This is a genomic window from Bacillus sp. IBL03825, assembly GCF_024712505.1.
GTDB lineage: Bacteria > Bacillota > Bacilli > Bacillales > Bacillaceae_G > Bacillus_A > Bacillus_A wiedmannii.
The window spans coordinates 3,791,210-3,803,978 of record NZ_JAMXKE010000001.1 but is presented as its reverse complement, the minus strand read 5'-3'; the positions used below and the strand labels follow the sequence as shown (position 1 = coordinate 3,803,978).

Here is a 12,769-nt window from a genome sequence, read left to right as displayed (position 1 = left end):
TTATGACAACCATTGCTTGGCATTGCGACTCACCGACGCTTGCTAGGTAATTGGGGGTTTAATTAATAGGAGGTGAAATAGGATGGCTTTAACACAAGAGCGTAAAAATGAAATCATTGCACAATTTAGAACTCATGAGACTGATACTGGTTCTCCAGAGGTTCAAATTGCTGTCCTAACGGAGCAAATTAACACTCTAAACGAGCACTTACGTACTCACAAGAAAGATCATCATTCACGTCGTGGTCTATTAAAGATGGTTGGTAAACGTCGTAACTTACTAACTTACCTTCGTAATAGCGATATCACACGTTACCGTGAATTAATCACAAAGCTTGGCTTACGTCGATAGTCAAAGAAGCGGGAATATTCCCGCTTTTTTGTTAGGTAAAAATATATCTTCTACCCTTTATAGCTTACTTCATTTTCGGTAATACTAGAGGTAGAATATTGTGATATACTATCCATTTACATAGAAGAATTGAATACTTTAAATTGAGAGGGGTACTTAAATGAGTCAAGAAAAGCAAGTCTTCTCGATAGATTTAGCTGGTCGCCAGCTAACAGTTGAAACAAGTCAGCTTGCGAAGCAAGCGAACGGAGCAGTATTAGTAAGATATGGCGATACAGCGGTTCTATCTACAGCAACTGCATCAAAAGAACCAAAAAATGTAGATTTCTTCCCACTTACAGTAAACTATGAAGAGCGTTTATATGCAGTCGGGAAAATTCCTGGCGGTTTCATTAAACGTGAAGGTCGTCCGAGTGAAAAAGCAATTTTGGCAAGTCGTTTAATCGACCGCCCAATTCGTCCACTTTTCGCAGATGGTTTCCGTAACGAAGTACAAGTTGTCAGCATAGTAATGAGTGTTGATCAAGATTGTTCTTCTGAAATGGCAGCTATGCTTGGTTCTTCATTAGCGTTATCGATTTCAGATATTCCATTTGAAGGCCCAATCGCGGGTGCAACAGTTGGTCGTATTAACGGCGAATTCGTTATTAATCCAACAGTAGAACAGCAAGAACAAAGTGATATTCACCTTGTTGTGGCTGGTACGAAAGATGCAATTAACATGGTTGAAGCAGGAGCAGATCAAGTGCCTGAAGAAACAATGTTAGAAGCAATTATGTTTGGACATGACGAAATTAAACGTCTAATTGCATTCCAAGAAGAGATTGTACAAGCTGTAGGTAAAGAGAAATCAGAAGTGAAACTGTATGAAGTTGACGCTGATCTTAATCAAGCTGTACGTGAAATGTCTGAGAAGGATATGCATTCTGCAATTCAAGTACATGAGAAACATGCACGTGAAGATGCAATTAACGAAGTGAAAAAGCGTGTAATTGAGCATTACGAAGCGCAGGAAGCTGACGCTGATACATTAGGACAAGTAAGTGAGATTTTATATAAAATTGTAAAAGAAGAAGTACGTCGTCTTATTACAGTTGAAAAAATCCGCCCAGATGGCCGTAAAGGTGACGAAATCCGTCCATTAGCATCAGAGGTTGGCATTTTATCTCGTACACACGGTTCTGGTCTGTTCACACGTGGACAAACACAAGCATTAAGTATTTGTACATTAGGTGCATTAGGCGATGTGCAAATTTTAGATGGTCTTGGTGTAGAGGAATCAAAACGCTTTATGCACCATTACAATTTCCCATCATTTAGTGTTGGTGAAACAAGACCGATGCGTGGACCAGGTCGTCGTGAAATTGGTCACGGTGCACTAGGAGAACGTGCTCTTGAGCCTGTAATTCCATCTGAAAAAGATTTCCCATATACAGTACGTCTTGTATCTGAAGTTTTAGAATCAAATGGTTCTACTTCACAAGCAAGTATTTGTGGTAGTACTTTAGCAATGATGGATGCTGGTGTTCCACTTAAAGCTCCAGTTGCAGGTATTGCAATGGGCCTAGTTAAAACTGGTGAGCATTACACAATTTTATCTGATATTCAAGGTATGGAAGATCATTTAGGTGATATGGACTTTAAAGTAGCAGGTACAGCAAAAGGTGTAACTGCACTTCAAATGGACATTAAAATCGATGGTCTATCTCGTGAAATTTTAGAAGAGGCATTACAACAAGCGAAAGTCGGTCGTGTGCACATTCTAAATCATATGTTATCTGTTATTGCAGAGCCACGTACTGAATTATCAGCTTACGCTCCAAAGATTATTACAATGACAATTAACCCAGATAAAATCCGTGACGTTATTGGGCCGAGCGGTAAACAAATCAATAAAATTATTGAAGAAACTGGCGTTAAAATTGACATCGAGCAAGATGGTACAGTATTCATTTCTTCAATAAATCAAGAAATGAATGACAAAGCTAAGAAAATTATCGAAGATATCGTTCGCGAAGTACAAGTAGGTGAAATCTACGAAGGAAAAGTGAAACGTGTTGAGAAATTCGGTGCTTTCGTTGAATTATTCAGCGGTAAAGACGGATTAGTTCACATTTCTGAACTTGCACTTGAGCGTGTAGGTAAAGTAGAAGACGTTGTAAAAATCGGTGATGTAATTACAGTTAAAGTTATCGAGATTGACAAGCAAGGTCGCGTGAATCTATCTAGAAAAGTATTGCTAAAAGAAGAGCAAGAAAAAGAAGCTGCTAAAGAAGAAAACAAACAAGAGCAGCAATAAGTAAAAGCCAGTTAAACTGGCTTTTTTTGTTATGTGAAAAATATGATTTACATATATTTTTATGTCAGTATAGGTATAGTTTTCATTATAACGCTCAAATTAACAAAGATAAGAAGAAAAAAGGTTTTTATATAGTTAATGGGAGGGTTTATATGAAAGCTCGTATATTGGCATACATATGTATAGTTTTTTTATATGTCAGTGTAGGCTCTTATTCCGTTTTTGCACAGGATAACTTGTATGAAGAAATTCAAAAACATGCAAAACAATATGAGATTGCACCTCAAAATGCGATGATTGATAAAATATGGAAAGCAACACCAGGATATAATGGAAGACAAGTTGATATCGAAGCATCCTATAATAATATGAAGAAGCTAAAGAAATTTGATCAAAAAAATCTTGAATTCAAGGAAGTATCACCGGGTGTCCACTTAAAAGATTTATCACCAGCTCCAATTTATAGGGGACATCCAAATAAAAAGATGGTGGGATTAACAATAAATGTGGCATGGGGAAACGAGTATTTGCCACGTATATTAGAGATATTGAAAAAACATGATGTGAAGGCGACTTTCTTTTTAGAAGGACGCTGGGTGAAAGAAAATTTACGATTTGCAAAAATGATTGTCGATGCAAATCAAGAAGTCGGAAATCATTCTTACACACACCCTAATATGAAAACGTTATCTTCTGATGAAATACGAGATCAGTTACAAAAAACAAATCGAATGATCGAAGCAGCTACGAATCAAAAGGTGAGATGGTTTGCTCCGCCGAGTGGAAGTTTTCGGGATGAAGTCGTGAAAATTGCTGATGATTTCCAAATGGGAACGATTATGTGGACTGTCGATACAATTGATTGGAAGCGACCTGATCCAGATGTACTATTGCAGAGAGTAATGAGAAAAATACATCCAGGTGCTATCGTATTAATGCATCCAACTTCATCAACAACAGAAGCATTAGATACAATGATTACAAAATTGAAGGAACAAGGATATAAAGTAGGGAATATAACAGAATTACTGGATGAAAAACGTGTGGATTAAATACATTTGCATGACATTCATCCTTAAACTTGTTATCATTAAATAATAGCACTTATTTAGAGAAACTGGCAGTAGGAGGAAAGTTTTTGATTAAAAAATATACTTGTAAAAATGGTGTAAGAATAGTTATGGAGAATATACCAACCGTAAGATCGGTTGCGATTGGTATTTGGATCCATGCGGGATCAAGAAATGAAAATGAAAAAAATAATGGGGTTTCCCACTTTTTAGAGCATATGTTCTTTAAAGGAACGGAAACACGTAGTGCACGCGAAATTGCAGAATCATTTGATAGCATTGGTGGGCAAGTGAATGCTTTTACTTCAAAAGAATACACTTGTTACTATGCAAAAGTGCTAGATGAGCATGCTAAATATGCTTTAGATGTATTAGCAGATATGTTCTTTAATTCAACATTTGATGAGGAAGAACTGAAAAAAGAGAAGAATGTCGTATGTGAAGAAATTAAAATGTACGAAGATGCTCCAGATGATATTGTGCATGATATGTTAACGAAAGCAACATATGAAACGCATCCGCTTGGATATCCTATTTTAGGAACTGAAGAAACGCTTGATACGTTTACAGGTGATACGCTACGCCAATATATAAAAGATCATTACACACCTGAAAATGTCGTTGTTTCAGTTGCAGGAAATATTGATGAAGCCTTTTTACAAACGGTAGAGCAATATTTCGGTAGTTATGAAGGAACAACAAACCGTGAACAAGTACATAGCCCAATTTTCCATTTTAATAAAGTAGCACGTAAAAAGGAAACAGAACAAGCTCATTTATGTTTAGGATATAAAGGCTTACAAATGGGACACGAAGATATTTATAACTTAATTGTATTAAATAACGTTTTAGGCGGTAGTATGAGTAGCCGTTTATTCCAAGAAGTACGTGAGCAACGCGGGTTAGCCTACTCAGTATTTTCTTACCATTCTTCTTATGAAGATACAGGTATGTTAACGCTGTATGGTGGAACAGGTAGCCAACAATTAGATACACTGTATGAAACAATGCAAGAAACATTAGACACATTGAAAAATACAGGTATTACAGAAAAAGAGCTTATTAATAGTAAAGAGCAATTAAAAGGAAACTTAATGTTAAGTTTAGAAAGTACGAATAGCCGTATGAGCCGTAATGGTAAAAATGAATTGCTACTTCGTAAGCATCGTTCACTTGATGAGATTATTGAAAGTGTAAACACAGTAACAAAAGAAAATGTTGATGAGTTAATTCGTAACATGTTTACAGATGAATTCTCTGCAGCATTAATTAGTCCAGATGGAAAACTTCCAAAAGGAATAAAACTATAATTGCTTTATATGAAGTATGTAAAAATAACCGTATCTCTTTTAAATGAGATACGGTTATTTTTTTTGGATATACAGAATAGGTACTAATTATGGATAACTTAAATTCACAATTTCGGTAGGGGGAGAGTGTATGCGTTTAAGCGAATTAAGTGGTAAAGAGATCGTAAATTTAGAAAGTGCCGAGAAAATGGGGGTTTTAGGATATGTGGATTTAGAGATTGATGAGAAGGATGGCCAAATACAGGCTCTTATCATACCTGCTGGAAAATGGGGAGGTTTTAAAAAGGAACCACAAGAAATAAGAGTAGGGTGGAGCCAAATTAAAAAAGTGGGGTATGATATGATCCTTTGTGATATTACGGATCGTTCAAATTCGAAGTGAAAGATGGCCATTTTGGTCATCTTTTTTTGTTCATTTCCCTTTGATTATTAGCTCACATGAATTGAGCTTTTACCGGCAATCAATTTCTCGCATAATGTCCTCTAATATGCCGAATTTTCAGACGGTTGTCTTACTGCATACAAATAGCAGGATAAATCATACGTGCTTTTTGTTTTTCAATCACCTAAAACTCGTACATTACATAAGATGTGGAGGAAAAAGAAAAAGTAGGCACTTTTCTTATAAATGACAGAAAAAGAAGGTGAATTAGGGAATGTTGACTGAGATGCATATTGCTGTCATAGGAGGAGATGCAAGACAGCTAGAAGTAATTCGCAAGCTAGTTGAATTGGATGCGAAACTTTCATTGATAGGGTTTGATCAGTTAGATCATGGCTTCACAGGGGCAGCAAAAGAAAGTATACAAAATTTAGATTTCACTTCTGTAGATGCAATTATTTTGCCAGTTGCAGGTACAAATGCCAAGGGAGAAGTAGATACTATTTTTTCAAACGAAAAAGTTTCAATAACGAAAGAACAAATTGAAAATACACCAGAACACTTTACTATATATTCAGGTATTGGTACGCCTTACTTGGAAAATCTCGTATCTACTACAAACCGCAAACTTGTTAAATTATTTGATCGTGATGATGTGGCAATCTACAATTCTATTCCAACTGTAGAAGGTACATTAATGATGGTAATTCAACATACCGACTATACAATTCATGGTTCCAATGTAATGGTTTTAGGATTTGGTAGAACAGGGATGAGTGTTGCCAGAGCATTTCAATCATTAGGGGCCCATGTCAAAGTTGGAGCAAGACGATCGGAACATATTGCACGTATTACAGAAATGATGTTTTCTCCTTTTCATATGCAAAACATTGAGAAAGAAGTAGGAAATATCGATATTGTCATTAATACAATTCCGCATCTCGTCGTGACAGCGAATGTCATTTCAAAAATGCCAGCTCATACGTTAGTAATTGATTTAGCTTCTAAACCAGGCGGTACCGACTTTAGATATGCGGAAAAAAGAGGAGTCAAAGCGCTGTTAGCACCTGGATTACCTGGTATTGTTGCTCCAAAAACAGCAGGACAAATTTTAGCGAACGTTCTTTCTCAGTTACTAGCAGAAGACGTAATAGCAAGAAAGGAGAATGGGGAATGAATTTAAAAGGGAAAAGAATAGGGTTTGGTTTTACGGGTTCACATTGTACGTACGAAGAAGTAATGCCTCATTTAGAAAAATTAATTGCTGAGGGAGCAGAAGTACGCCCCGTTGTTTCTTACACTGTTCAATCAACAAATACGAGATTTGGCGAAGGAGCAGAGTGGATTAAAAAGATTGAAGAAGTAACAGGTTTTAAAGCGATTAATTCCATCGTTGGTGCAGAACCACTAGGACCTAAAATTCCACTAGATTGTATGGTGATTGCGCCACTAACAGGAAATTCTATGAGTAAATTTGCAAATGCAATGACAGACTCTCCAGTATTAATGGCAGCAAAAGCGACGCTAAGAAATGGCAAGCCTGTCGTATTGGCTGTTTCGACGAATGATGCTTTAGGGCTGAATGGCGTCAACCTAATTACACCAACAAGGTGACAACAAAGCGTGAACGCTTATATGTCGCCATCTTGAGGGAGCTTAGGGTAAAGCACAAGTTCGAAATCATCGAGCCTTTGCCACTTTTCTTTCTTATAAACAGCTTTTTCTAAAACCGACTTTAGGAGGCTGTTTTTCTTTTTGGGATCATCTGTTTTAAAGTACAGATCAAGAACATGCTCCACTTGAGGTATTGTATCTTTCTTAACTTTTTCCTTCTTAATTTCGGTTTTAATTTCTTTCTTTAAGTTTTCCATCGTGGAAGTAATTTCAGTTATACGGTCAGAAACTACATTCGAGCGTTCTAAAAACATATCGACTGTGTAAACGCCACGTTCTAATAAATCATGTAAATTATTTTTTTGTTTTTGGACATCCACTAATTCTTTTTCAAGCTTGCGTAATGCAGCTTCATTCATTTGAATAACTTGTGTTTCTTTTAACTTGTCATCTTGCTTATGTTTTTCAAAATCAGCTTTATAATTGATGTACCATTCTTTTAATGCCTCGAGTAAACGCTTCTCAATTAATTCAGTATAGCTTGATTTGTTTTCGCAACCACGGTGCTTACAATCCATCGTTTCTTTGCGGTTCTTCGGATAACGTTGGACCATGCTATAACCACATTTACTACATTTAATAATACCAGCTAGTGGATTTTTAATTCCATTCGTATTGTAAGGAACGTGATACCTTGAATTTAATTTTTCTTGCACTTGCTCAAATAAGCTTGCAGGTATGATAGGCTCATGTTTACCATCAGCAATAATCCAATCTGATTTATCTTGACGAGCACAACTTCTTTTTACGGCATCAGGTTGTTTTACTTCTTTTCGTTTTTGCCACGTTACTTTTCCTATGTACACATTATTTTTTAATATATCCAAGATGCTATAAGGATTCCATTCATTACCTAACTTACTTTTGTAGCCAAGTTCATTTAACTTGTTTCTGATTGCGCTAGCGCCCATATCCTCGTTTGCATACCAATCAAATATCATTCTTATGACAGAAGCTTCTTCTGAATTAATCGTTAACGTACGCTCTCGCTTATTTAAACGGTGGATATCATAGCCATAAGGCGCATGGGTACCGAGGTAATTACCAGCCTCCACGCTTGCTATACGGCCTCGTTGCATACGTCGTGTAATAATCTTTAACTCCTTACGAGCCATAAACGCTTCAAATTCGCTGTATTCTTCATCCCACTCATCATTAAGGTCATAAGTCTTCCTAGGTGTCATAATCTTCGTATTCGAGCGTTTAAACGTCTCTAAAATGATTCCTTGCTCTTTCATACCACCACGACCTAAACGGTCCATATCCATACAAAGAACAACATCATATTTATTATCTTCAATTTCTTCAAGCAATGCTAACATTTCAGGTCGTTTCACTAAACTTTCACCAGAAACGATTTCTTCACGAACAGCTAAAACATTTAAGTTCATTTCCTTGGCAATTTTCAGCAGGGTAGATCGGTGCTTTGCTAAAGTTTCACCTTCGCCGCGTGCTTCGGCTTCGAGATCGGCGCGGGATTTACGTAAGTAGATTGCGGTTTTCATAGAAATTCCTCCCTTTAATAGCTATTATAAACTCTAATAATGAATATAGAAGTATTCTTTTTTTAGAGAATGTATGTTCTTTTTGTATTAGAAGAAAAGCCCACAAAGGGGCTTTAAGAAACTATTTTTGTTAGTTTAATTTGAATGTGTTATTACAGTATCCATATCATTCTCATGCTTGTTCTCATTTACAATCTTTTGGTATTTCAAATATACTTTTGAATCGAAATCACATATAAAGAATACATCGGTATTTTTATAAAACTCTGAGAAGTAAACAGTTCTTTTATTATCGATTATATATCCATGTTTTAATTTCTCAGTTTTAATTTTCGCTTCACTTACTAGGGATACAGAGTATTCTTGTTGTACTTTAATTTTGTGTTTATTAATTATTATAGTATATAAAGGGAAAAGCATAATTAAGAAGAAAAATGCTGTGATTATAGTTTTAACACTAGGATCTATATATAAAGAATAGCTAAATAAAATACTATGTGCGAAAACCCCGCTAATCATTGTGAGCATAAATATATTATCGAATTTTGTTTTATCAATTTTTTTCGATTCCGAAGTACGTAAAGCAGATATAAGAATTTTAATTAAGTAAAGTCCCCATATTATTAGTGGTAGTAAAAAAGCAATGATAACAATCCAATCATTATTTAACTGAAAGCTTTCAAAACCAAGGTACAGTAGCATCGTAATAGAAATATTTAAAATAACAAATAGTATGTCTCCCATAATTAAACGCCATATTTGTAGGTTTTTTTGTTGTGTTTTTTCTAAAAATAGTTGATCAATTTCACTTAGGGTTATGATTTTAAGGTTTTTATTAAAAATAAAACCAATTAGGGCAAGAGCCGCTGTTCCAAGTGTCGCTATTGCAGTGACTAATTTTATAAGAGTTTCAATTGATAAATTCAAGTTGTATTTCCTTCTTTCATTTAATTTTTCTTACAAGAACCTTTATACATTTTTAAACGAGCGAATCCTCCAGGAATCCCATGAGCCTCCGCAATTTCTTGAATAGATAAACGAGTATCTTTATAAGCAGAAATCATTTCATCGGTAAGTAACAATTCTACAGCAAATGTATTTGCTTCGATTTCTAAGCGATCCACTGAAAAAAAGGTTTGGTTACGCAAGAAGGGGGTATTTGCTTTAGGATGAAGTACAGCATGACCTAATTCATGTGCACAAACAAATTGTTGAGTGGTTTCATTAATTCGATTATTAATATGAATGAATTTAAAGCGTTTATAAGTGTTGTAAAAACCAAGAGTATTCCCAAGGTCTTCGAACAACACTATAATACTTTTTCGTTTAGCAATTTCAAAGGGGTTTGTTGTGCCGTGCTTTTTTACGATTTTGAGTACGTATTCTTTAATTTCCATTTCTCGCTCCGTTCAATCTTTTTTATACTTGTTTGGAGTGAATTTTTGTTTTGCTAATTGTTTTGCCATGCGCATAGAGTTTTCTAGAGAAATACGAATCATTTCTTTTGTGTGTTCGTCTATTGGTTCTCCGTCAAACATTAACGCTTCATCGCTGTTTTCTAGCTCTTCTAAGGTTTTTTCTAAATCACGTGCGATATCACGTTCTTCCTTAATTGATAATTTAGATGAATTATTAGATACCATTTCTTTTGTTTGTGTTCTATCTAACAGATAATCTGTTGATACCTCAAAAAAGTCTGCAATTTTCTTTAAAGTATCATAATCTGGTTCGCGCTGACCTTGCTCATAATTAGCTAATTTTCCTCTTGAAAAGCCCAAACGATCAGCAAGTTCATATTGACTTAGTTTTTGTTTTTTTCTAAGTTCTGAAATCTTTTTTCCAAGCATAAATTCTTCCTTCTTTCCCAATAAGAATAGGCGCTTTTTATTAATTATAGAAACGTTTAGTTTCTAAATCCACTAAGGAAACGAAAAGTTTCTAATAAATATTTACAGAAACATTTCGTTTCTGTATATTGTGGAGTATAAGGAAACAAAATGTTTCTTTCGGGGGTGGAATATTAGATAAAAAAAGAAATAAAATGATTGAACTTAGAAGTGATCAATCAAGATTAGTCGTAGCAAAGGATTTGAAAATTACTCCTCAAATGCTAGGGGCAATTGAGCGTGGTGATAGGACGCCTTCATTAGAATTGGCTAAAAGAATAGCTGATTTTTATAAAACTACAATTGATGATCTTTTTTTAGTTAAAAAGGAAACGAAATGTTTCTGGGAGGTGGGAAAATGCCATCAACTAACATGGCAGTACCAACAGAACCGTCGCATAAACATATAAAAAGCACTTCAAGAGGTGAAACCATGAGCCAACAAGAAGAATATGCGGCGACTTATGAATTTGGAAAAACGAAAGTCCATGTTGTGGCTCCTGAGCCAAAATCACAAAAGGATATTGATAAAATCCGTCAAGCATATTACAAGGCTGGTTGGGCCATCATCAAAGAAATACAAGTAAAAGCAAACGTTGAGGAATAGTTCCTCTCTTTTCACATGAAAAATAGACAAGTTACATATGCACTAAGTTCATTGTAACCATTTGAAAACTAAATATGGAGGCGAACAGATATGGGAACAAGCATATACTGCAATTCAGCAATAGGGGAATTATTACAGAATGCTAGAGAATGTTGCGACAATGTTCAGCTGAAAACAAAGAAAGGGTTATCTAAGTACCTTGGTATTACACATGAACGATTAACCCGTATTGAATCTGGGCTTTCTAAACCAGAGTTTGAACTTGCGATGGATTGGTGTCATGCAACAGGAGCACTTACTTCCTTGAAAATGACAGGTACGTTTCTTCTCCAAGGAGATGGATTAACTTTCGTAGTAACAGATCCTACGAGTGATGCGCAATTAAAAGCAATGAAGGAATACCTTGACCGTAAAGGTTGGTGGTATGAAGTTAAATAAAAATAAGAGCCGATTCCAATTCAGGAGTCGGCTCTTATTATTTTAACTATGACAACAATTCCTCTACTCCGACACCATCTATTAACAATGCTTTTAATGAAGGAGCTATTTTAATTGTCTCTTCAATATCTAAATCTCCAAAATCCACTGTATATAATCCGAATCCTTCTTTTCCATCTACATATAGTAATGCTTTTCCGCCTTCATCATCACCGATTGCCAGTGAATTTGGTATATATTTTTGAATATCATGTGCTTCATTCATCTCTATGCAATCAGTAGGGCTCCAAATACGTATGTAAAGTTCATTTTGTACATTAATCTCTGCATTTGTACAATGTTGGATTACTTCTAAATAATCTAATGGTACATCTATTGATGAGAACTTTTGTAATTCTTGAATGGCCTCTTTACTCGCTGGTGATTCCTGAGCTTCTAATGTGAAGGCTTCATTTAATTTTTCTAGAATATTCATTAATAATCAATCCTCTCATACTTTACTTTTAATTTATCAAGCATTTTATATTGCTGTTCTAAAGTTTCTGAAATGTTTTCTTTAGGGAATCCTGCGCGTTCAAAATCAGATACAAGATTCAGTATCTGGACCGAAACTGTAAATCACACTTTCTTTATCCTCATTTTCTTTCATTATTGCTAATAGTGGATATCTCCCCATTGTTCTCAGCACTCCTTAATCAAAACTTTATCAAGAGGAACTGTTAAATGCTCATCAAAAGGTATCATTGGCTCAGTTTTAGGTGAATCCCATGGGCGTCTTGAATCAACTGTCTTACGATGTGCTGTTACATAATCTGTTTTAAAAATTCTTTCAAATCGAGATTCAAAGTATTCTTGTTTTGAAATTATGTAGGAAAGGGAAGAGATTGTAAATATAAAATACAAAAATGAAGACTATGTGTATGTGAAATATGATATAAAGATGTATTCAGACTCTGGAAGAACAAAATTAGTTGATTTGTATTCAGAACAGTTTGCTGAAAGATATGGATAATACTTTTCTTTAAAATAAAAAACTGAACTAGGTAATTTCCTAATTCAGCTTTTTTAACATGATTTCACCCATATAGAATTTTTCTACCAACAAAATTAAGCTTCCATTTTTTACAAGAAGGACATAAATATAATTCAATAACAACAATACTGTCCTCAACTAACTCTTCAAACTTATCAAACGGCATTGTATCAACCATTTTATATACATCCATACATTCACACTTCGCACTTT

General features: G+C 35.1%; 13 protein-coding genes and 2 pseudogenes. 10 read left to right on the top strand and 5 right to left on the bottom strand.

The features are described 5' to 3' along the window. Positions 1–82: 82 nt before the first annotated feature. The 7 genes and pseudogenes from rpsO to dpaB form a co-directional block, all read left to right on the top strand. Entirely contained in the window at positions 83–352 is a 270-nt protein-coding gene (gene rpsO, locus NHG49_RS19345) for a 30S ribosomal protein S15 (protein WP_001229392.1), read from the top strand. Positions 353–512: 160 nt separating this feature from the next. Next, positions 513–2,651 (top strand): polyribonucleotide nucleotidyltransferase, encoded by a 2,139-nt coding sequence (gene pnp / locus NHG49_RS19340; RefSeq protein WP_046957398.1) that lies wholly within the window; start codon positions 513–515, stop codon positions 2,649–2,651. A gap of 152 nt (positions 2,652–2,803) precedes the next feature. Further along, positions 2,804–3,703, top strand: coding sequence for a polysaccharide deacetylase family protein (locus tag NHG49_RS19335; RefSeq protein WP_064475020.1), 900 nt, complete (start codon positions 2,804–2,806; stop codon positions 3,701–3,703). A gap of 86 nt (positions 3,704–3,789) precedes the next feature. Then, positions 3,790–5,031, top strand: a complete 1,242-nt coding sequence (locus tag NHG49_RS19330; RefSeq protein ID WP_000593005.1) for a M16 family metallopeptidase — start codon at positions 3,790–3,792, stop codon at positions 5,029–5,031. A gap of 130 nt (positions 5,032–5,161) precedes the next feature. Next, the gene (locus tag NHG49_RS19325) at positions 5,162–5,413 is read left to right on the top strand and encodes a YlmC/YmxH family sporulation protein (protein WP_064475021.1); all 252 of its coding nucleotides are present in this window, start codon (positions 5,162–5,164) and stop codon (positions 5,411–5,413) included. A gap of 274 nt (positions 5,414–5,687) precedes the next feature. After that, positions 5,688–6,590: a dipicolinic acid synthetase subunit A gene (dpaA, locus tag NHG49_RS19320; RefSeq protein WP_000954740.1), complete on the top strand. Its 903-nt coding sequence runs from the start codon at positions 5,688–5,690 to the stop codon at positions 6,588–6,590. Next, positions 6,587–7,012, top strand: a pseudogene (gene dpaB / locus NHG49_RS19315) (dipicolinate synthase subunit B); the annotation flags it as partial. The gene dpaA and the pseudogene dpaB, both read left to right, overlap by 4 nt. A 32-nt stretch (positions 7,013–7,044) precedes the next feature. Here the strand turns inward: dpaB and NHG49_RS19310 are convergent. From NHG49_RS19310 to NHG49_RS19295, 4 genes are all read right to left on the bottom strand, one after another. Then, positions 7,045–8,592 carry a recombinase family protein gene (locus NHG49_RS19310; RefSeq protein ID WP_098110637.1) on the bottom strand — a complete coding sequence of 516 codons (1,548 nt, stop codon included), beginning with the start codon at positions 8,590–8,592 and terminating at the stop codon, positions 7,045–7,047. Positions 8,593–8,727: 135 nt separating this feature from the next. Beyond that, positions 8,728–9,519: a hypothetical protein gene (locus NHG49_RS19305; protein WP_222654923.1), complete on the bottom strand. Its 792-nt coding sequence runs from the start codon at positions 9,517–9,519 to the stop codon at positions 8,728–8,730. A gap of 20 nt (positions 9,520–9,539) precedes the next feature. Continuing rightward, positions 9,540–9,989 carry an ImmA/IrrE family metallo-endopeptidase gene (locus NHG49_RS19300; RefSeq protein ID WP_222654924.1) on the bottom strand — a complete coding sequence of 150 codons (450 nt, stop codon included), beginning with the start codon at positions 9,987–9,989 and terminating at the stop codon, positions 9,540–9,542. A gap of 12 nt (positions 9,990–10,001) precedes the next feature. Continuing rightward, positions 10,002–10,439 carry a helix-turn-helix domain-containing protein gene (locus NHG49_RS19295; RefSeq protein WP_098111232.1) on the bottom strand — a complete coding sequence of 146 codons (438 nt, stop codon included), beginning with the start codon at positions 10,437–10,439 and terminating at the stop codon, positions 10,002–10,004. Positions 10,440–10,633: 194 nt separating this feature from the next. On the opposite strand from NHG49_RS19295, the pseudogene NHG49_RS19290 reads away from it, so the two are divergent. The 3 genes and pseudogenes from NHG49_RS19290 to NHG49_RS19280 form a co-directional block, all read left to right on the top strand. Further along, positions 10,634–10,795: pseudogene (locus NHG49_RS19290) on the top strand (helix-turn-helix transcriptional regulator); the annotation flags it as partial. A 41-nt stretch (positions 10,796–10,836) separates the two neighbouring features. Beyond that, positions 10,837–11,085: a hypothetical protein gene (locus NHG49_RS19285; protein ID WP_222654926.1), complete on the top strand. Its 249-nt coding sequence runs from the start codon at positions 10,837–10,839 to the stop codon at positions 11,083–11,085. Between the two features lie 90 nt (positions 11,086–11,175). Next, positions 11,176–11,523: an N-acetylmuramoyl-L-alanine amidase C-terminal domain-containing protein gene (locus NHG49_RS19280; RefSeq protein ID WP_255788348.1), complete on the top strand. Its 348-nt coding sequence runs from the start codon at positions 11,176–11,178 to the stop codon at positions 11,521–11,523. 46 nt (positions 11,524–11,569) lie between these two features. Here NHG49_RS19280 and NHG49_RS19275 read toward each other — a convergent pair whose 3' ends face one another. Continuing rightward, complete coding sequence (locus tag NHG49_RS19275; protein ID WP_088047308.1) at positions 11,570–11,998, bottom strand: SMI1/KNR4 family protein; 429 nt, start codon at positions 11,996–11,998, stop codon at positions 11,570–11,572. Positions 11,999–12,769: the final 771 nt, after the last annotated feature.